Genomic DNA, 19,814 nt, shown 5'->3' on the forward strand with positions numbered 1-19,814 from the left:
TCCAGTGAAGATCGCCGACGACCTCCGAGACGCGTTCCTTCGCTATATCGATACTGCATACGCACTTCGAGACCAGACGCTCAGCAACGAGCGACGACGTCTTCTACTCGAGGGCCAAGGGAACCTGTTCGCGCCGCTCATGCTTGAGCCCGTGCTTCCCTACGACGGGGTTGCGTCTGTGGAGGAGGCCGCGAGGCAGGCGAGAGTCGACGCCCGCGATCTCGGTGATGTACTCCGGGCAGTCTTTAGCGTGACACCTGACGTGCTCTCGGACGTGAAGCTACGCAAACATCAGGCAGCCGCGCTCACGACGCATTTCGCGCCGAGCATCTCTCACAACCCCGTTGTGACATCGGGCACTGGCTCTGGAAAGACAGAGTCCTTCCTGATTCCGCTCCTGACCCGAATTGTTGCTGAGAAGCGGTCGGGGACCTCGCTAGCGCCAATTCACGAGTGGTGGGATCTGAAGCGACAGACCGACAACTGGCGACCGACACGAACCGTCGGCGTGAGCCCGGCGGCGGTCCGATCGGTGATCCTCTACCCGACCAACGCGCTGGTCGAAGACCAAGTTGCCCGGCTTCGACGGGCTGTCCGAGGTCTCCGGAATCAGGAATCACCGATTGACCTATGGTTCGGTCGCTACACGGGTGCGACACCCGGTTCGGGCGGAGTCCCGACTGGAAAGGTATCTGGGCCGACGACCGCAGACGCGGCCCGAGATATGCGCGATCTATCGCGTTTGAACGCCAAGCTTGCTGAACTCAACGACCCAGACCTCATTGCTCAATTCCAGGATCCCTATGCCGGCGAGCTCATCACCCGCTGGGACATGATCGCCACTCCGCCCGACGTTCTGGTAACGAACTATTCGATGCTCAACGTGATGCTGATGCGCGACGTCGAGGAGCCAATCTTTGAGTCCACGAGACTTTGGCTCCAGCAATCGTCCGATCATATTTTCACTCTCGTCGTCGATGAACTGCACCTGTACCGCGGGAGCACCGGCGCCGAAGTCGGAATGGTCGTCAGAAACCTGGCATCGCGCCTTGGGCTCGAACCGTCGTCCGATCAATTCAGAATCATTGCAACGAGCGCCTCACTCCCCGGGGACGACTCGGGTCTGGAGTATCTAGAGCGCTTCTTCGGCGTCGACCGTACGTCCTTCCTTATCGAACCGGGGCAGCCCCGATCACTCGTTTCTGGCGAGCAGCCAACTGCGGCCGAGGTGTTGAGCATCTCACCGCACGAACTTGGAGACGTCGCAACAAGGGATCGGTGGGCGGAGACCATCGCGGCAGCGTGCAGCGACCCGGACGATAGCCGTCCGAAGGCCACGCGTATCGAGACAGTGGCGACCCGCCTCTTCGGGGACGACCCACTCGCGCAGACGGCGCTGGCGACGATGCTCGGCGGCCTCGCCGACGTCGCCAAGCCCGCAATCCCGTTCCGCGGTCATGTGATGATGCGAGGGATGCGTGGCCTCTGGGCCTGCTCTGATCCCAGCTGCCCTGGTGGCACCGCTTCAGAGCCACGGCGAGTCGGTCGAATGTATGACACCCCACGGTCCACGTGCACTGAGTGTGGCGCACGCGTACTTGAACTCCTGTACTGCTTCGAGTGTGGCGACGTGAGCCTCGGCGGGTACGTCGTCGATCGGCCCGATCGCGGCGCGGTGGTGCTTTCCACCACTCCAGTCATACCCGGTGAGAATTCCGGTGACTTCGTGTACCGAAGGAACGATGACGAGTACAGATGGCTCTGGCTCGGCTCGCCCGTTCCCGACGCCCCCAACCGGCACAAGCTCCCTGCCGACATAGACGAGAATCAGGCCACGATCGAGACGAACTTCGGTGCCGCAACCTGGAATCCGAAACTCGGTTCGCTCACTCTTGGTAACTTTCCTGACGGCATCCCAGCGGTGGTTCTTAGCCACAATGCGGGCGATGACAGTGGGCTGGCCCTGCCGGCGCTTCCGGAAGCCTGCCCTCGCTGCGGTGGGAGTCAAGACAACCGCGATGCATCTGTTTACTTCGCCGGAAACGTCCGGTCGCCAATCCGTGCACACACTTCAGGTCGCGCACAGCTCAACCAAATGGCGGTGTCCCAGCTTTTCCGCAGCCTGGGGTCTGAGGCGGCGGAATCGAGGACGATCGTCTTCACCGACAGCAGGGACGACTCTGCACGAATCGCCGCCGGGATTGCGCTCAACAACTTCCGTGACCAAGTGCGGCAAGTCGTCCGACAACTTCTGCATGGCCGCGAGAACCCAGTGCCGATGCTACGAGCGCTCCTCAATGGTGAACTCGCTGACGATGCCCTCCGGCGGGCCGAGCAATTGCGCTCCAGCCGCCGCGAGCTCTTCGACAAGCTCCGGCTCGAGAGTCTCGGTGCAGCCGATACAGCGGACGAAGAGACGATCGCCGCTGCGGAGCGAGAAGCCGAATCCCTGCCGTGGTCGACACTCATCCACGATGCCGAGCGGGTGATGCTCGAAGTCGGCGTGAACCCGGCCGGACCAGGGCCGTCCGTTGCTGAAAGCGAGGGCGATGCCCCTTGGTACCGCGCTTATGAACCTCCGGTCCGCTACGCTTGGGAGCCACTGGCTGATGCCGTGGCACGTCCAATCCGCCAAGATCGCTACCGCCTCACGGCTAAGGCTGTTGCCGAAGCAGTTTTCGACCGAGCCTCACGAGACCTCGAATCCACTCGACTGGGCGTAGTTCGAGCGCGGCCGTCCGCGCCCAATAGCTGGGGCATCACGGAGGAGACCGCTAGCGATGTCCTGGCCAGTGTGATTCGTCTCCTCGGGATTGCAAAGCGGTTCGAGGGCGGGTATGCCGCCCAGTCAAATTCGGCGCCGAAGGTTGTCGTCACTTACTTGAAGCGCGTCGCCGCGAGGTATCAGATCGATTGGCAGACCCTGGTGTCGGACACCGGCGAGTTCTTGCGCACGAGCAGCATCGTTGATGAGACCTGGGCGCTGAAGACCCAGACCGGTCAAGACGCTCTCGAACTCAGGACGCCCGGCGACAAGGTCTGGGTTTGCGAGAACTGCGGAACCACCCACCTGCATCCCTCTGCCGGCGTCTGCACCAATGAGGAATGCCCGAACGGGGTGCTCCACGAGGAGGAATGGTCCGAAGAGTTCGACTACTACGGGTGGCTCGCCTCGCAACCGCTTCGACGTATGAGGGTCGCTGAGCTTACCGGCCAGACCAGGCTCAGCGACCAACGAACCCGGCAACGGCTATTCAAGGGCGCAACGCTTCCTGCCCCCGCCGAGAGCGCTTTGGCTGACCCCCTTGATCTGCTTTCGGTGACAACCACGATGGAGGTCGGCGTCGATATCGGATCGCTCAGGGCCGTAGCAATGGCGAACATGCCGCCTCAACGGTTCAACTATCAACAGCGTGTCGGTCGAGCTGGACGTTCAGGTCAACCGTTCTCGTTCGCGGTCACCGTCTCGCGGGACCGTGCCCACGATGATTACTACTTCCAGGCACCGGAGAAGATGACCGCAGCCGATCCTCCGCCGCCGTTCATCGACTTGTCCCGGCCCCGGATTGTCCGTCGAGTGATCGCGGCAGAACTGCTCCGCAGGGCGTTCCTCTCCGTCCGCAATCCGCCGAGGCGAACTGGTGACAGCATCCACGGAACGTTCGGCTTAACCCAGGATTGGCCACAACGAAGAGCCGACGTGGCGGCGTGGCTTGAGGCGTCCAATGACGTCCCCGTCGTCTGCGCACGGTTCAGCGCTTATACGGCTCTCGATGTAGACGAACTCAATGACTGGGCGCGAAATGGTCTCGCCAACGACATCGACGAAGCTGTCGGGAACCCATACTTCCAGCACACTGAGCTCAGCGAGTTGCTCGCAAACGCCGGGGTGCTCCCGATGTTTGGTTTCCCGACGCGGGTGCGGCCGCTCTATTCAAAGCAGCTCCGCGGTGTTGGCGACGTAGAAAGGCATACAGTCGCCGATCGCGATCTCCGAATGTCCATCACGGCATTCGCTCCCGGAGCCGTCGTCGTAAAGGATGGTGCAGAGCACCTCGCGGTGGGCTTTGCGGCCTACAACATCATCGGGAAAAGTACACGAGCAAAAGATCCTCTCGGGGCACCCTTCCCGGTTCATCGTTGCGCACAGTGTGGCAGCCTCGACACGCGGCCAATGAACGAGTCACTCAGGTGCTCAGTCTGCGGCGAGGAAATGAGGGCGTTCTCGCTCTATCAGCCTGAAGGCTACCGGACGATCTATAGCCAGCCGGACTATGACGACTCACACATCACGCCGATGTACGCCGGCTACTCCGAGCTTTCGACCAACACTGAACTCGGGCAGGAAGTGAGACTCCACGGCGTTTCACTTCGACTACTCGAGCAGGCGGAAGTCGTGGCCGTGAACGACAACAACCGCAAGCTCTTCGATCTGAGCCGGCAGTCGGACGGGTCGGTGATTGCTCAGAATCGCGATCTCTATCGTCGCCCGCTTCCCGATTTCATGCGGACTGGCGGACAAGCCCTCGACCCAGCAGCGATCGGCGAAGTCCGTCGGACCGATGTGCTCCTGCTTGGCCTCGATGATCTGGCACTGCCAGAGGGCGCGGTCGCCACCCTGCCCTGGGCGTGTCCGGCAGGTAAGGGCGCGTTGCTTTCCTTTGCTGAGTTGCTCCGCAACGCTGCCAAGGAATACCTAGATATTGAGCAGTCGGAACTCGAGGTCGGGCTTCAGCCCACACGCAACGGCACCACCGTCTCGGCGCGGGTGTTCCTTGCCGATGCGCTCGACAACGGCGCTGGGTATGCGTTGGAACTCGGCGAGCCGGCGACGTTCGAGAAGCTCCTCACCTCGGTCCGAGAAGAAACGGGTCGACGACTCCGTGAAGACCCACATGGCACAGCCTGCACCTCCTCATGCCCGGGCTGCCTCCGCAACTACGAGAATCGCTTCAATCACTGGGCGCTGGACTGGCGACTTGGGCTTGACGTCGTAGATCTTGTTCTCGGAAGAAGGCTCGACCTGTCCCATTGGACTGATCGAACCGCTGCGTTGATGCAGAGCTTCACTGACGGCTACGGCCCGCACCTCCGAATCGAGCAACATGTGGTCAACGGACTACCGACACTCGTTTCACCAGAGGGTCAAGGTGCCGCTGTCGTCATTGGCCACCCGCTCTGGCGGCACGAGGACGCGCATTGGAATCCGAACGTGAGACGAGCCGTGACTGAACTGCGGGGCCGCGGCCTGTCACACGTCACGGTTTCCGACACCTATGTCCTAGACCGCACACCGATCAAACTGTTCAACGCGTTGCTTGAGAGTGTGTGAAGCCGACAGCGGAAGTTCTCGGCATGCCTCCAAGAGCAACGATCTGCCGCAGATCAGTTGGCCCAAGTACACGGCGCTGTCGATCCACGCTCAGCTTGCTCGGGTAAATACCTCGTCAAGCAGCTGCGCCGTGACAGGGTCCACGGTCTCGTTGCGCTGGATATAGTGCTGCATCGTGATCCGCGGGTCGGTGTGCCCGAGGAGCTCGGAGGCGAGGAGCGCACCTTGCGCGTCGTTGATGACAGTCGCGACGGTGCGGCGGAAGCGGTGCGGGGTGACGTTCTCGATCCCGGCCGCTTCCATCACGTCGCGCAGGAGCCGGCGGATGTTGTTCGTCGTGTGCGGCGTCCCGACCCGCGTGCTGAACAGGAGGTCACCCGGTTCGGTGTCGCCGCTACGCAGCAGGCGCGAGCGGATCGCCTGCAGCGCGAACGACGGCAGTGCGACGCGGCGAACCGAGCGATCCGTCTTCGGATGATCCTGCCGGTGCGTCGGCTCACTCTTACGGCTGATGATCGTCCCGGCAATCCGTGCCGTCGGGATCGGCCCGTCCAGATCGAGGTCCTGGAGTCGAATGGCGAGCACCTCCCCGATGCGGGCGGAGGTGCCGAGCATGACCTCGACGATCTGCCCGAGCTGCCGATCCGGCTTCGGTCCCGCCAGTATCCGCCGGGACTCCCAAGCCTTGATCGCTGCCCGGACCTCCTGCACCTCGCCGATCGTGAACGCCTCCGGGATGCTCTTCTTCCGGTGCAGCCGGGAAACGTGATCCATCGGATTGCGAGGCAGGATCTCGTGACGGACCGCGAGCGCGAGCGCGAGGCGGAGGACGACGCGGGCGTGCTTGGCCCGGCTGTAGCTGCGTCTGGCGAGTTGCTTGAGGAAGTAGTCGCACCGGGCGACCCCGATCTCCCGGAGCGTGAGGTCCTTGAAAGCCGGGAGCACGAGGGATCGCATGTCTCGCTCGTAGAGGTTCCTCGTAGTTCGGGAGAGTCGGTCTTCGATCTCCATGTCTTCCAGCCAGTACGCGACGAGCTCCGGGAACGAACTGTCGGCGCTCATCCCGTTGAATCCGGGCTGGCAGAGGGAACGTTCGGCGAGCTTCTGCTTGAGCTTGCGCTCCGCGGCGGCCCGTGACGGGCCGGTGGCTTGCACGAGCCGGTTGCTGCCGTCCCAGCCCCGGTACCGGGCGCGGGCCACATGGTTGCCGTTCGGCTGGGCGCGGGTGGCGATGACTCCGAAGGTGCCGATCGGTGTGCGGGGCCTACCCACGCGTGCCCTCCCCCGCTCCGGGAAAGGTGGCCGCACCGGTAGAGGCGGCGGGCTCGCGCATGGTGTCCATCCAGGCGCGGATGTCGTTGATACCGAACATGATGCGCTTGCCGAAGCGATAGGCGCGCGGACCTTTGCCGTTGGTGCGCCAGTCGTAGATGGTGGAGACGGGGACGCCGAGGTAGCCGGCGAGTTCGTCGATGTTCAGGAGCGGTTCCAGGCCGTGCGGGCTGGACTGGTGTTGATTCATCCCTCCAGTCTCGAAGGACAGGCGAGCGAGTCTGTTCCTCCGCCCTGCTCCCCTGTGGAGTTGACCGTCGCCGGGCACGCGGATCGCCGCGTGCCGCGACGACTTCGCCGCTCAAGGGCGCGGCCGAGGTCGCGATGCCATTCCTATGGCATGCGCGCCGTTGTCGGTTCAGCAGGCTCGATCGGCCGACACGCGCCGGCGGGCGCGGCGCCGGACCGCCCACTCCTCCATGCGAGCGCGGATGAGGAGCACGACGCTGACCGGGCCCATGATGAGGAACTTGAGCGCGTTCCAGCAGAACAGGAGCACGAGGAGGTTCAGCCACCCGGGGCCACTGTCCTCGATCAGCGTGAGGCAGTAGTTCGCTGCCAGGAAGTACGGCACAGCGAGAAGCATCGCGGGGATGCCCCACTTCAGGCCGCGGCGGGTGCGGATTACATCGAGCGCGATGTTGGTGGGCATGTAGCACCGCAGGTAGTAGCGGACGTGGGCGCTGAGCGCCCAGAGCAGCCGGATCATGGCGTTCCCTCTCGTAGCACTGTCGATCGACTGAGACAGTGCGTAGAGAGTGACCCGAGGGCCTGTCCACGAGGGACGCCATATCAAGGAGGAATCTGCCTCCCTTTCAGGGTACGACCGTCGCGTGACATTCGTAAGAGGTGCGCGCTTCGCGCCCGGCTGAGGCTATGCGCTTGGCTGGCGCAGTCTGATGAGAGCCGGGCAAGGTCGTCACGGTCGTTTCTCTTGGAAAGGGTGAGCGCTCCGCGCCCGTCGCCCTTGCCGCAGCATTGGACCCCGACCACTCCCTCACGGACATGCTCATCGCTGCGGACACAGCTCCACGGCTGCCGAAGGGCAGAATCGAAGCATGGACGTTCGAGAGTCGCCATTCGCCGACGAAGCGCGCGAGATGGCTACGGCATTCGCACCGGCAGGATGGGCGTTCTTCGGGCACTGGCACCTGGAGCAGTCGCGGCGAATTCTCGCTCTCTCGCGAGAGGGAACCTCTCAGCAGGAGATCGATCAGGCCATCACTGACGTATGGAATATCGAGCAACCGACTCTTCTCAGGAACATCGCGATGCCGTTGGGCCGATTCGGACGGGGCATCGATCTCGAGTTCCAGCGGCGCAGTCAGCAACGCCAAACTCTTATCAACGAGGCCATCCAGTGCCACCAGGAGGGTCGCTTCGCAGCAGCCATCACGTTGACGCTTACTCAGATCGATGGGATCACAAGAGAGGTGGTGGGGACCACCTTCTTCAAAGCAAACGCGGCGCCAACCGAGGCGGACTACACCGACGATTCCACTCTTGCTGGCATCGAAGGGAACCTGCCGGCGGTGCGTCGGGCGTTCAGTCAACCCGTCGACAAGGTGGGCAGGTACGGGCTCGTCTCTCGTCATGGAGTAATCCACGGTCAGGATCTCTCGTTCGCGACCAAGGTGAACTCGACCAAGACTCTGGTCCTGGTCGGAGCACTGGCAGAGCATCTTGAGTCGCGTGCGGAGGACCGAGCACGAAGGTGGCGTCGAGTTCGCGATCGTGAGAAGAGCGGCCGGTCGGGACATGACGCGAACGGCCGCTTGCTAGACGACCGCGGCCTGGAGGAGCTCTACATGTTCCGTGCTGACTTCGAAACCTGGGTTTACAACCAGATCGCTTTCGAGCGGAGTCTCGAACACCGAGCCGCCGTCGAGCGAGCTCATGCCCTCCTGGAAGAGCGACGTCTGTCCCGTAGAAACTTCGATCTGCGCGTAGTTGAGCATGACCGTGTGATGTGGACATTCCGATCTCCGGGCGGGCAGTTCCTCGGCTCGGCTCTGGCCATGCCCGACATCATCAGCCGCCCCATTCCTGACCAACGATGGACCTGGGACAGCCCGGCGAAACCCGTGTCGCCGCCGTGGGTGGTGGAGGAGGGATGGACCATCGCTCAGGGTGACCCCACCACGCCCAACTGGGCATTTGGAGGCTTCTATACCGGCTAGTTCCGCGCCCCATCAACTGCGTGAGCCGCTCGCCTAGAGCCATCGAGCATGAGATCACCACGTGGGCCGAGCCCGAGGTCGTCGCCAGTATCGCCTACAGCGACGGTCTGACGCGCTGCGGCCTGGTGCGCCGGGCGTGTTCCTGCTCTGGCTGCTCGGCCTGGGCGAGGTTCTGTGCCCGGTCGAACGCGGCTCGGGCACGGGCGGCGTCGAGCTTCTGCGTCTCGGCCTCGGCGGGTGCTCCGAGCGGCGCAGGCCCAGTGATGCCGTAGCGGTCTCGGTAGGCAGCGATGGTGCGAGCGGCGTTCCGCCATGCCTGGGACGCTCGTGCCTGCTTCGGTTGGATGCCGAGCTTCGTGATCCACTCGTGCTTCTCGGTGAGCGCGGTGTCGAGGAGGGCATCGGCCCGGGTCTCGATGAGGTCGCGTCGCTCGGTCAGCGCCTGCCGCATCTCGGACGGCACGGTGCCGACGGCTTCGGGGATGAGGCCGGCGATCAAGCGTGGCGCCTTCCGCGCGCGCCCCGACCCTGATGGCCGCACGGTCGCCTTAGCGACGCGGTAGTGCAGGACCGCGGCGATGTCGTCGGCGTCCCCGAACCCGCGCGTTCGCACAAGGCGCGGCAGCAGGGTCTCGACGTCGTGCTGGTTCGCCTCGGCCCGGCGGAGCTCGGCGGTCAGTGCTCCGAATGCGGGTGAGGCGATCGCGTCGTCTGCGTCCTCGTCGCTGAGGCCACAGGAGCGGATGAGTGCGGCCCAGCGGTCGTGTTGTGCGGCGGCGGCCAGGGTCTCGTACTCGGCGGCGAGCTGCGCGATCGAGGCCCAGGCTTCCTGCTCGGCAGCGATCGTCTCGTGCGCGGAGAGTTCAGCGCCGACGTGCTGCAGCACTCCGAACAACACCGACCGGGCGGACGCATCCTCGTTGTCGCCGGGGTGCGGGCCGTCGTGGGCGGGGTCGGGCTTGTCGACGGCGACGTAGGCGATGTTCTCCTCACGACCTCGTGTCATGGCGACGTAGAACGTCTCTCTGGTCATCGACGCATCCGCCAGGACGTGCGAGGAGTCCACGGTGATGCCCTGTGCCCGGTAGGACGTGACGGCGTAGCCGAGGTCGAGATGTTCGGCCGCGTACTCGGCCGGGACGACGACCGAGGCGCCCCACGTGCGCCCGGCGCGGCGGAGGCTGAGGGCGCCGTCGTCGCGGACCTCGGTGACCGTCCATCTGTCGCCGTTGCGGACCCAGGACCGTCCGGCGCGGAGGCGGCGGTCGTTGCGGCGAGTGATGACGGTGTCCCCGGCAGCGGCACGGGTGCCGTCGTGCAGCTCGACCTCGCGGCGGGCGTTCACGGTGCCGTCGAGGATGAGATCGGCCCGCGCCCGGTTGTTGAGCGCCTGGACGGACTCGTTCGAGTCGGTCACCAGGACGCTCGCCCGCCCGGCAAGCGTGTCGGAGCGCCAGGCGGTGTAGGCGGCGTCGATCATCTCCTCGGTCTCCCCGCCGATCACGCGGCTGTGCTCGGCGTAGGTGTCGATGACGTCGGTGCGGCCGTGCCGCAGCGCGAGGGATGCGGTCTTCTCCCACGGGTTGACGAACCGGTGCACGTCGACCAGCTCCGGGGCATCGTCATGGTCGTGAACGAGTAGTGAGAACGCGCCTCCGGCGGTGACGGACTGGAGTTGGGCGTGATCCCCGACCAGCAGTATCTTCGCCCCGGCCGCCGCGGCAAGGGCCGTGATGCGGTCAAGGGAGAGCGTGCCCGCCAGCGACGCCTCATCGACGATGACGAGGTGCCCCTTCGCGAACGTCGCGCCTGTGCGGTCGTGGGTGTCGAGCCACTTCGCGGTGTTCTCGGTGGGGATGCCGAGGTCATCGGCCAGGACCTGCGCGGCGACCGCTGACGGCGCGAGCCCGACCACGCTGCCGCGCCCGTGCTCGCGCTCCCACGCCCGCCGCAACGCCGACATCGCGGTTGTCTTCCCCGCCCCGGCCGGGCCGACCAGTACATCGACCATCCGGCCGGAGAGCGCGATCTTCGTCAGCGCGACTGCCTGGTCGTCACCGAGCATCCGGCCCTTGCTGTCGGGGCGTTTCGTGATTCGTTCGACGGTGCTCAGCGGCACCGTCGGCGCCGTCGTGGTGCGGGCGCGCTCGAGGAGGCGGTCTTCGGCGACCAGCAGCGCCTCGGAGGAGAACAGCGCGGAGTGCTTCGGACGGAACACACTCGTGCCGTCCGGTCGGCGGAACGCCGCCGGGCTGGATGCGAGCTCCGGCGGGGTCAGGCGCAGCGAGGCCGCCTCGGCAGCGTCAACGACCATTCCGGCGATGGCTTCGCGATCCTCGGTCGACGCGAACCGGTAGGCCATTGTCTGCCGAGCGGCCTCGGCGGTGAGGTTCCAGCGATGCCAAGTGGAGCGCTTCTCACCGACCGCGGCCACGACGTCTGCCCCGAGCGAGTCGATCACGTCCAAAGGCACGTCGTCGGCGCGCAACAGCAACGGCTCCTCGTTCGCCGTCACGCCGCGCGCCCACGAGGTCGCATCCGACCCGAGCACCCTCCCGGCCCGTTCCCGCCACGAAGCCGTGAGGGCGGCCAGCGACCGCACCTCCTTCTCCGGGCGAGTGGAGAGCGTGGCCTGGGCGCGGAGCTTCATGATCGTCGCCGGCGACGGCCGCCGCCCATGCGTCTCGACGTAACGCTCGATAAGGCGATCGGTCTCTGCGTCGATGTGCCGGGCACGAGTGGAGAACTCCTTGACCAGTGCCTCCGGCACCCCGGTGACCGCCCAGGCGGGGTTCCGGTCGCGGCCTCTATCCCGCGCCTCCCAAGAGACGCCGAGCATTCGGGTGAGGTGGTCCGCGAAGACCGCCTCGTGCAGTTCGGAGAGCGCGACGACAGCCGCGTGCATCGGCCGCCCATCCAGGCTCCGCCATTTCCCGTCAAGGACGGCCTGGACCTTGTTACTGATGACGACGTGCGTGTGCAGATGGGGGTCGCCCGCCCGGCTGTCGTAGTGGTCGAACGCGGTGGCGATCAGACCGGCGACGTCGACCTGCGCAACCGCGCCGTCGCGGCCGCTTGCGCCCGTGCGCGTGGCTGCAACTTCCCGCTCCATGAACGCAACCACCTCCGCAACCGCCGCATAATGCGCATCCGCGATCAACATCTGCGTCCCAGCATCCGAAACCGCCCACAGCACGCTCGCGGACTTCGGGATCGAGAACGTGAAATCGAACCCCGCAACAGCCCGCCGTGTCCCACGCTCGGCCTCCTCCCCTTCGATCGCCACGACCGCCTCCGCACGTGACGCCGGCCCGAGGGATGGATCAAGCGCCCCGCTGCGCGCCTCAATCCGCTCGGCCACGGTTCGGTACTCGGGGTATGCACGGCCAAGCGGTTCCCCGGTGATCGGGTCACGGCCCATGCCGACTAGGAGCTGGAGTTGGGCTTCGGAGACGTGATCGCCTGCGCTGATCCGCCCACTGTCGAGCGTGGCGATCCCGGCGCCGAGCCATCGGCCCGGCGGGGTGCCCTCGGCGTTGTAGTAACGCGTCAGCGGGGTGGACAACGACCTGTCGCCGTCACTGGCCGCGACTGTGCGCAGCAGGTACTTGTAACCGTCGCCCGCCGACATCACGCGCATCGACACCGTCACACCGGCCGCCCTTCCCCGTCTGCTCACAAGGTGAGCAGACGGCCCGCTGACGGCGGGCTCAACCTCGATCTGCAAGAGGCGTGGTGGTTCTGAGACGAGGTGGGCGAGTCGTCAAGCGAGGCACTGCCGGAGCGGTCGGCGTGAGGCGGGCGGGAGACGGCTCGTGCACCTGGCAGGTGACCAGCCCCGGTCGGGAACAGCAGCGGCGACGACCGGGGATCAACGACCTGCGGAGTCCTCATGCGCGAGCCGTACGACGAGAGCCACGAGCCTCGACTACGGGTTGGCTCCCTGTTCTCCGGCTATGGCGGCCTCGACCTCGCCGTCGAGAAGGTATTCGATGCCCGCACCGTGTGGTTCTCGGAAATCAACGAGCCAGTCGCCCGAGTCTTCGCCCGCCACTGGCCGGACGCCCCGAACCTCGGCGACATCACCACCATCGACTGGAGCACGGTTGAGCCGGTCGACGTACTCTGCGGCGGCTTCCCCTGTCAGGATGTCTCCACCGTCGGAAAAATGGCCGGCCTCGCCCCCGGCACCCGCTCCGGTCTCTGGGCGCACATGGCGATGGCTATCTCGGAGCTGCAACCCGGGTGGGTCGTCATCGAGAACGTCCGCGGGCTGCTCTCCGCATTCGCGATCCGCCCCGCCCCGGAAGGAGACGACGATGAACGATGCAACCCCGAACCCGCAACCCCCGAGGTCGCAACCCTTCGCGGTGTGGAACCCGACCCGTGGGGTCTGGGAGACCAGTCAGCCCGACCTCTACGGGCGCTTGGCGCCGTACTCGGAGATCTGGCCGACCTCCGGTACGACGCGAGGTGGATCGGCCTACCCGCTTCCGCAGTCGGCGCTCCGCATCCACGGTTCCGCATCTTCATCCTCGCCCACCGCGCTGTTCCGAACGCCGTTGGCCTCGGACTCCGCGAGGGGCGGGGAGACGTTGGACCGTGTGAAGGCAAGGCGAGGAACGATCGCTCTCAGCCACCAGATCATCGACCTCGTGACGAAGAAGGGTCGGCGGCGCAGGCCGGAGGAGACGTTCGCACTGATCGAGGAGTTCTTCGCCGCTGGGGACGCTACGCCGCGGCCGTCGCTCGATGGGAACGCATCACCGGGCGACCGGCACCAGCGCCCGCCATCGTGAACGAGGGCGCCGGACCAAGGCCCGCGCCGGCCTTCGTGGAGTGGCTCATGGGCCTGGACGAGGGGTGGGTGACCGACTCGGCACTGGGCCTGACGCACGCTCAGCAACTCAGTGCCCTCGGAAATGGGGTTGCCCCCGCGCAGGCGGTCGCCGCGATCAGGTCGCTCCTCACGGAGGAATGATCTCGGGGCGATCCGACGACTTCGCGTTGGAGATCTGGCTCAAGCGTGTGCCCCGCTACCTGCGCAGCGCGCGCGTCACGCGGGCTGGCCCCATCGCCGTGAGCCAACGCCACCCGGTGCCGAGGATCGCTGAGAAGGACTGCCCGGACAGGAGCACCTTCTGGAGTTCCTGTCCCTGCGGGGTGGTCCAGTCGATGGCGAGTTCGGAAATGATCTGCGGAGTGACGACTATGACGGCCCCGGCCTGCTCGACACGGCGCAGCGACGAATCGTGACCGGACCTCGTGAAGCCTGCGGAGGCGTCGGCGACGACCTGCACCTCATAGCCCTCGTCCAGCAACTGCAGCACGGGGAAGACGACGCAGACCTCGCTCGTGATTCCGGCGACGATGATTTTCTTGCGACCTGTCGCGCGAACGGCGGCGTTGAAGTTCTCGTCGTGCATCGCGTTGACGATGCCGCTTCGCCTGATGCGGTTCTCGAACTCGACGGGAGCGGCCTTCTCCAGTTCGGGGATGAGTGGGCCCTGGATGTTCTCCTCCTGGCTGGAGGTGAGCAGCAGCGGCATGTCGAAGGCCTTGGCGATCTTCGCGAGCGATATGGCGTTGCGCTTGATGTCACCGCGCCGGTGGGAGGTGGTCCACGAGATGGTGCCGATCTGGTGGTCAATGAGCAGCATCGCTGCGTTCTCTGCGGTGAAGACGTTGGCATGCATGTCTGTTTTTCTCCTTATGGGTCTCTCGGGTGAGCGAGCGTTGGTCAGCGCTCGTCGACCGCGTTCGCGGCCGGGCGCCGGATGACGACGAATGTCGCGAGCAGGGCGACGAAAAGCATGGTCGTGATGGTGACGAGGCCCTGGGACTGGAAGATCGCCTCGGTGGTCCAGGTCACGCCGTCCGGCGTCGTAATCTCCTCGCCACCGCCGAAGATCATCCGGGCGATGAACTCGGTCGCGACTGCGGCGTAGAGAGCGATCGGGATGAGCCAGTGGCTCGTCTGGGTGATCTCGGCCTCGTCCTCGGGGTGTCGAGCACGCAGCGCTCGCAGGTACAGGGCAAAGAGCTGGAAGATCGTCCACACGCACAGGTACCAGCCGAGGTAGTTCGAGACCGGCACGCCGAAGTAGCCGCCGCCGTCCTCCCACACCCAGGTCTGGTCGACAGTGGCGCGAGTGGGGTCCATCGCGAAGTCCCACATCACCATGACGAAGGCCGCGACGAGCGGGACGGTGACGGTCTCGGTCCCGCGGAACGCAGCGGTCGTCTTGCGCAGCAGTGCGTGGGCGATGATCCACGACAGGTAGGCCATCGCGAAATAGGCCGGCATGATCAGCAGCGGCACGACGCCCAACTGCGGGCCGAGCACCTCGGAGTAGGTGTAGTTCCCGAACGGGAACCCCGTCGCAATGCTGATCGTCTCGTACGTCCAGCTGATCGCGAACGCGAACGCGAAGAACACCAGCATCCGCCACAGGCCGTATCGGCGGATGCCGTGGATAAAGGAGATCGCCGTCACGGTGCCGATCGTGATGACGGGCGCGAACTGCGCGAGCGCGCTGTCCGGTGCCGCTCCATTGAGGAACGTCACGATCGCGTAGGCCGCGATGACGATCGTCAGGATCGTGCTGATGCCCGGCCCGAGCGTGGTGCGTCGCGGGTGATGGCGATTGCCGGGCTGCGCATCGTTCGCGGATCGAACGGGACGGGTGGCGGTGATCATACGGGATTCCTCTTCTCGTGGACGTGTCTTGTTCGGCCGCGAGCTCATCAACGCGTGACCGGAACGACGGCAGGATGGATCGGGGCTTCGGGCACATCGGCGGGCCGGCCCTTGTCAAACTCACGCCGCAGCACCGGGATGACATGCTCGGTGAGCAGGCCGAGCTGCTCCAGCACCGTCTTCTGCGGCAGGCCGCCGCCATCGATGTTGAACAACTGCCGCTGGTAGTCGCCGAACTGCTCCCGGAAGCCGAGCACCTTGTCGATCACCTGCTGTGGCGACCCCACTGCGAGGGGTGTCGCGGCGATGTATTCCTCGAGTGAGGGGCCACCGCCGGTGATCGGCGATCGGTCGAAGTAGGGGCGGTACTCGGCGAGTGCGTCCTGCGAGCGGGGGCGGATGAAGGTCGCGCCGCCGGCGCCGACGATCGCGCGCCGTGCCGGGCCGTGCCCATAGTGCTCGAATCGCTCCCGGTACAGGTTCACCAGCCGGGCGAAGTAGGAGGACGGGGCGAAGAGGTTGTTGGCGAAGAACCCGTCGCCGTAGTACGCCGCCTGCTCGGCTATCTCCGGGGTCCGCACTGACCCGTGCCACACGAACGGCGGTACCCCGCCGAGCGGGCGCGGGGTCGAGGTGAAGCCCTGGAGCGGTGTGCGGAACTTCCCTTCCCAGTCGACGACGTCCTCGCGCCAGAGGCGGCGCAGCAGGGCGAAGTTCTCGACGGCGAGCTCCACGCCTTGGCGGATGTCTTTGCCGAACCAGGGGTAGACGGGGCCGGTGTTGCCGCGGCCCATCATCAGGTCGACACGGCCGTTCGCGAGATGCTGCAGGAAGGCGTAGTCCTCGGCGATCTTCACCGGGTCGTTCGTCGTGATCAGCGTCGTCGCCGTCGACAGGATGATCCGCTCCGTGCGCGCCGCGACGAAGCCCAGCAGCGTCGTCGGGCTCGACGGCACGAACGGCCGGTTGTGATGCTCGCCCGTCGCGAACACGTCGAGGCCTGCTTCCTCCGCCGTGACCGCGAGCTGCGCGATCGCGGTGATCCGCTCATGCTCACTCGGCGCCTGGCCCGTCATCGCGTCCGACGTGACGTCCCCGATGCTGAAGATCCCGAACTGCATCCCAACTCCTTATATTGTCACGTGACAATATACACTCATCGAAGAAGGTCAGGTCAACACGGCCGGTCATCCCCGACCGACCGCAGGTCGGAGTGATGGATGATGCACGAGGACACGCACCAGACCGGCGACGCCCACCCCGGCTCGTACGATCAAAGGGTGACTGCTATGACGAATGAGCCCGCGCGAAAGCGCGGTCGCCCGCGCAAGGAGGATGAGCCCGTCTCCCAGGAGGGCATCCTCGCCGCAGCGCTGCATGCGTTCGCGGTCTACGGATACGAGGGCATTTCGTTGCGCACGCTCAACGCCGAGCTCGGGGTGAGCCACAATGTCGTGCACCAGCGCTTCGGAACCAAGGCCGACCTCTGGCGCGCCGCAGTGGACTGCGGCTTCGGGGGGCTGATCGAGGAGATCGCCGCCACCGACGATGAAACCCGACCCCCGCTAGACCGGCTCCGCAACATCGTCCGCGAGTTCATCCTCGCCAATGGCCGCCGCCCCGATCTGCTGCGTCTGGTCAACGCCGAAGGCAGCAGGCCCAGCGACCGCCTCGATTACCTCTACTCAAACCATCTCGTCGCGATGGAACAGGTCATCCGCCCCATCGTGGATGACCTGAGCGGAACAGGGCAGATTCGGCCCGTGCCCTGGCGAAGCCTGTTCTTCATGATCACGGCCGGAGGCACCGCGGTCTTCAGCAACGAGGCTCTCGCCCAACTCGTCGAACCAGACGACGCGACGAGGCCGTGGGAGATCGCCGCCCACGCCGAGTTCGTCGCCGACCTCATCGTCGACGGCCTACGACTGGACAAGCAGGAGCGCTAGAACCACACGCTCAACTGAGCGCGTCATGTCGCGTCATCAGCCTCGCGGGGCCATCCCTGCGACGACGAAGTCCAGAAGGCGCGCGGCTTGCGGCTGCCAGTCGCCGGCGGGGTCGAGTTGATAGAGGCCCGCTACGGCGAGGATGACGTCGTCCGCGGTGACGCCGGCTTGGAGGGTTCCGGCCTGTTCGTTGGCGGCAAGAAGAAGACCGATCGCTTCGACCACCGGGCCGTATGCCTCGCTGGCGAAGCGGGCATGGCCTCCTGAGGTCCGGAGTGCATCGACGAGACCCGCCTTCGTCATGGCGTACTGGGCGAGGCGATCAAGCCAAACGCGGAACGCGACGATCGGCTCGTTCGCGGCCAGCAACTCCGCAGCCGCATCGCACAGCTGCTGCACCTCATCGCGATAGACAGCGAACACCAGGTCCTCCCGGCCGGGGAAGTGCCGGTACAGGGTGCCGATACCCACGCCGGCGGTCTTCGCGATCGAGTTGAGCGAGACGTCGCTGGACTCCGCGAACGCACCTCGAGCGACCTCCAAGAGCTTCTCCCGGGTGCGGGCGGCCTGCTCCTGGAGTTGCTCAACCCGTTTGGAGGTCACGGTCATGAGTCCTTCGATTGCTTGACGGAGAGTTCTCCGTTAGCCTAGCCCATGCATGACGGAGACCTCTCCGTCACGATCATGGAAGGCGCAACCACGCATGTCATCAACGACCAGACAGCACCCGATCGGCTCCCGATTCACCGCCGCGAGCACCGCCCTCGCCGTGGTCGCCGGCATCGACCTGACCGGCAGGGTCGCCATCGTCACCGGAGGCCACTCCGGAGTCGGCCTGGAGACGACGCGCGCGCTGCGTGCCGCCGGAGCCGCCGTCGTGGTGCCGGTGCGCGATCCCGAGAAGGGTCGCGCCCGCGTGAGCGACATCGACGACATCGAGGTCGAGCAGCTCGACCTCGCGAACCGCGACTCCGTCGACGCCTTCGCGGACCGGTTCCTCGCCTCCGGGCGCGCCCTGGACATCCTGGTCAACAGCGCGGGCATCATGGCCGTCCCGTTGTCGCGCGACTCCCGCGGCAACGAACTGCACCTGGCCACCAACCACCTCGGCCACTTCCGACTGGTGCAACAGCTGTGGCCGGCCCTGAGTCGTGCGAACGGTGCGCGCGTCGTGAACGTCTCCGCGTGGGCGCATCGGCTCTCCCCGGTCGTGTTCGACGACCCGAACTTCGAGAGCCGGGAGTACGAGCCGTTCTCCGGATACGGACAGTCCAAGACGGCGAACATCCTGCACGCGATCGGCATCACCGCGCGCGGGGCCGACGACGGCATCGAAGCGTTCTCGGTGCACCCGGGCAGCATCATCACCACGAATCTCTCCCCTTGGGCGAGCATCGAGACGCACCGCGCCATGGGCAACGTCGACGAGAACGACCAGCCCGTCATCGATCCCGAGAACGGCAAGAAGACCGCCGAGCAGGGAGCCTCCACCAGCGTCTGGGCAGCCACCGAGCCCCGGCTCGCTGGACTTGGCGGGGTCTACGCCGAGAACAACGAGGTATCGCCGATCATCGCCCTGCCCGATCCGGACGCCCTGCAGGCGCAGATGGCCGCGGGAAGCACCCCGGTCGGGGTCGTCCCGCACGCCATCGACCCGGACGCCGCCGACCGACTGTGGAGCCTCAGCGAGAGCCTGCTCGTGTAGGTCGCGAGGGCTGAGCGATGGGGTGCTGGAGGCGGGTCACAAGCTCAATTGTGCGCGCGGAATCCATCGATGGAGAGCTCCATGACCCGGGCAGCTTGGGCTCGTCCAGTGTCATCGGTCCCGACGCGCCACAGGAATCCCATCAGCAGCAGCACGTCCGCCGGGTTCAGGCCGGGCCGCACGCTGCCGTCCTTCACGCAGGCATCGAGGAGCACGCCCACGGCAGCGGTCACCGGGGCGTAGGTGTCGTTGATGACGTTCTGCGCGGCGACCGTGTGCAGCGCCTCGCCCAGACCGTGCTTGAGGCGCACGTAGTCGGCCAGCTTCTCGAACCAGACCCGGAACGCATCCAACGGCGCATGCTCGGCGAGCACGTCATCGACCTGATCGACGAGTCCCTGCACGTCGTGCTGGTACACGGCGAGGATCAAATCCTCACGAGTCGGGAAATGCCGGTACAGCGTGCCAGCGCCGACACCGGCGCGTTTGGCGATCACGTTCAGCGAGGTCGCACCGTCCTCGGCGAAGGCATCATGGGCGACCCGCAGGATGTGCTCGCGATTGCGCAGCGCATCGGCGCGCACAGGTTCATTCCGGGGCTCAGCCACAGTCTGTGCCC

General features: G+C 65.7%; 14 protein-coding genes. 5 read left to right on the plus strand and 9 right to left on the minus strand.

What is annotated here, in order from left to right; genetic code table 11:
- The first annotated feature begins 4 nt into the window (after positions 1-4).
- Entirely contained in the window at positions 5-5,332 is a 5,328-nt protein-coding gene (locus AC3IPY_RS11505; protein WP_489184427.1) for a DEAD/DEAH box helicase, read from the plus strand.
- 90 nt (positions 5,333-5,422) lie between these two features.
- Here AC3IPY_RS11505 and AC3IPY_RS11510 read toward each other — a convergent pair whose 3' ends face one another.
- The 3 genes from AC3IPY_RS11510 to AC3IPY_RS11520 all read right to left on the minus strand — a co-directional run bounded on the left by AC3IPY_RS11510 (position 5,423) and on the right by AC3IPY_RS11520 (position 7,373).
- Positions 5,423-6,604 carry a tyrosine-type recombinase/integrase gene (locus AC3IPY_RS11510; protein WP_489184428.1) on the minus strand — a complete coding sequence of 394 codons (1,182 nt, stop codon included), beginning with the start codon at positions 6,602-6,604 and terminating at the stop codon, positions 5,423-5,425.
- A complete protein-coding gene (locus AC3IPY_RS11515) occupies positions 6,597-6,854 on the minus strand; it encodes a helix-turn-helix transcriptional regulator (protein WP_489184429.1) in 258 nt (85 codons plus the stop codon). The genes AC3IPY_RS11510 and AC3IPY_RS11515 overlap by 8 nt, the downstream gene beginning before the upstream one ends.
- A 168-nt stretch (positions 6,855-7,022) precedes the next feature.
- Positions 7,023-7,373, minus strand: coding sequence for a sulfate permease (locus tag AC3IPY_RS11520; protein ID WP_489184430.1), 351 nt, complete (start codon positions 7,371-7,373; stop codon positions 7,023-7,025).
- A 349-nt stretch (positions 7,374-7,722) separates the two neighbouring features.
- On the opposite strand from AC3IPY_RS11520, the gene AC3IPY_RS11525 reads away from it, so the two are divergent.
- Positions 7,723-8,844 carry a hypothetical protein gene (locus AC3IPY_RS11525; RefSeq protein WP_489184431.1) on the plus strand — a complete coding sequence of 374 codons (1,122 nt, stop codon included), beginning with the start codon at positions 7,723-7,725 and terminating at the stop codon, positions 8,842-8,844.
- Between the two features lie 94 nt (positions 8,845-8,938).
- Here the strand turns inward: AC3IPY_RS11525 and mobF are convergent, their stop codons facing one another.
- Entirely contained in the window at positions 8,939-12,484 is a 3,546-nt protein-coding gene (gene mobF, locus AC3IPY_RS11530) for a MobF family relaxase (RefSeq protein WP_489188309.1), read from the minus strand.
- A 252-nt stretch (positions 12,485-12,736) separates the two neighbouring features.
- On the opposite strand from mobF, the gene AC3IPY_RS11535 reads away from it, so the two are divergent.
- On the plus strand, positions 12,737-13,825 hold the full coding sequence (locus AC3IPY_RS11535) for a DNA cytosine methyltransferase (RefSeq protein WP_489184432.1): 1,089 nt from the start codon (positions 12,737-12,739) through the stop codon (positions 13,823-13,825).
- Between the two features lie 55 nt (positions 13,826-13,880).
- Here AC3IPY_RS11535 and AC3IPY_RS11540 read toward each other — a convergent pair whose 3' ends face one another.
- From AC3IPY_RS11540 to AC3IPY_RS11550, 3 genes are read right to left on the minus strand one after another with little or no spacing between them, the layout of a single operon-like run.
- Positions 13,881-14,540, minus strand: a complete 660-nt coding sequence (locus AC3IPY_RS11540; RefSeq protein WP_489184433.1) for an isochorismatase family protein — start codon at positions 14,538-14,540, stop codon at positions 13,881-13,883.
- Positions 14,541-14,584: 44 nt separating this feature from the next.
- Positions 14,585-15,544: a carotenoid biosynthesis protein gene (locus AC3IPY_RS11545; RefSeq protein WP_489184434.1), complete on the minus strand. Its 960-nt coding sequence runs from the start codon at positions 15,542-15,544 to the stop codon at positions 14,585-14,587.
- 47 nt (positions 15,545-15,591) lie between these two features.
- Entirely contained in the window at positions 15,592-16,665 is a 1,074-nt protein-coding gene (locus tag AC3IPY_RS11550; RefSeq protein ID WP_489184435.1) for a CE1758 family FMN-dependent luciferase-like monooxygenase, read from the minus strand.
- A gap of 99 nt (positions 16,666-16,764) precedes the next feature.
- Between AC3IPY_RS11550 and AC3IPY_RS11555 the strand changes: the two genes are divergently transcribed.
- On the plus strand, positions 16,765-17,490 hold the full coding sequence (locus tag AC3IPY_RS11555) for a TetR/AcrR family transcriptional regulator (RefSeq protein ID WP_489184436.1): 726 nt from the start codon (positions 16,765-16,767) through the stop codon (positions 17,488-17,490).
- 36 nt (positions 17,491-17,526) lie between these two features.
- On the opposite strand, the gene AC3IPY_RS11560 is transcribed toward AC3IPY_RS11555, so the two are convergent.
- On the minus strand, positions 17,527-18,099 hold the full coding sequence (locus AC3IPY_RS11560) for a TetR/AcrR family transcriptional regulator (RefSeq protein ID WP_489184437.1): 573 nt from the start codon (positions 18,097-18,099) through the stop codon (positions 17,527-17,529).
- A 94-nt stretch (positions 18,100-18,193) separates the two neighbouring features.
- Here AC3IPY_RS11560 and AC3IPY_RS11565 point away from each other — a divergent pair, with 94 nt between their 5' ends.
- On the plus strand, positions 18,194-19,195 hold the full coding sequence (locus AC3IPY_RS11565) for an SDR family NAD(P)-dependent oxidoreductase (protein WP_489184438.1): 1,002 nt from the start codon (positions 18,194-18,196) through the stop codon (positions 19,193-19,195).
- 44 nt (positions 19,196-19,239) lie between these two features.
- On the opposite strand, the gene AC3IPY_RS11570 is transcribed toward AC3IPY_RS11565, so the two are convergent.
- Positions 19,240-19,779 (minus strand): TetR/AcrR family transcriptional regulator, encoded by a 540-nt coding sequence (locus AC3IPY_RS11570; protein ID WP_489184439.1) that lies wholly within the window; start codon positions 19,777-19,779, stop codon positions 19,240-19,242.
- Between the last annotated feature and the right edge of the window lie 35 nt (positions 19,780-19,814).

It is taken from the genome of Agromyces sp. GL_144 (assembly GCF_057834305.1).

What these genes read in the sequence shown, in the direction of transcription:
- AC3IPY_RS11515 (WP_489184429.1), bottom strand. Translation starts at nt 6,854, where the DNA reads ATGAATCAACACCAGTCCAGCCCGCACGGCCTGGAACCGCTCCTGAAC.
- AC3IPY_RS11520 (WP_489184430.1), bottom strand. Translation starts at nt 7,373, where the DNA reads ATGATCCGGCTGCTCTGGGCGCTCAGCGCCCACGTCCGCTACTACCTG.
- AC3IPY_RS11525 (WP_489184431.1), top strand. Translation starts at nt 7,723, where the DNA reads ATGGACGTTCGAGAGTCGCCATTCGCCGACGAAGCGCGCGAGATGGCT.
- mobF (WP_489188309.1), bottom strand. Translation starts at nt 12,484, where the DNA reads ATGCGCGTGATGTCGGCGGGCGACGGTTACAAGTACCTGCTGCGCACA.
- AC3IPY_RS11535 (WP_489184432.1), top strand. Translation starts at nt 12,737, where the DNA reads ATGCGCGAGCCGTACGACGAGAGCCACGAGCCTCGACTACGGGTTGGC.
- AC3IPY_RS11540 (WP_489184433.1), bottom strand. Translation starts at nt 14,540, where the DNA reads ATGCATGCCAACGTCTTCACCGCAGAGAACGCAGCGATGCTGCTCATT.
- AC3IPY_RS11545 (WP_489184434.1), bottom strand. Translation starts at nt 15,544, where the DNA reads ATGATCACCGCCACCCGTCCCGTTCGATCCGCGAACGATGCGCAGCCC.
- AC3IPY_RS11550 (WP_489184435.1), bottom strand. Translation starts at nt 16,665, where the DNA reads ATGCAGTTCGGGATCTTCAGCATCGGGGACGTCACGTCGGACGCGATG.
- AC3IPY_RS11555 (WP_489184436.1), top strand. Translation starts at nt 16,765, where the DNA reads ATGATGCACGAGGACACGCACCAGACCGGCGACGCCCACCCCGGCTCG.
- AC3IPY_RS11560 (WP_489184437.1), bottom strand. Translation starts at nt 18,099, where the DNA reads ATGACCGTGACCTCCAAACGGGTTGAGCAACTCCAGGAGCAGGCCGCC.
- AC3IPY_RS11565 (WP_489184438.1), top strand. Translation starts at nt 18,194, where the DNA reads ATGTCATCAACGACCAGACAGCACCCGATCGGCTCCCGATTCACCGCC.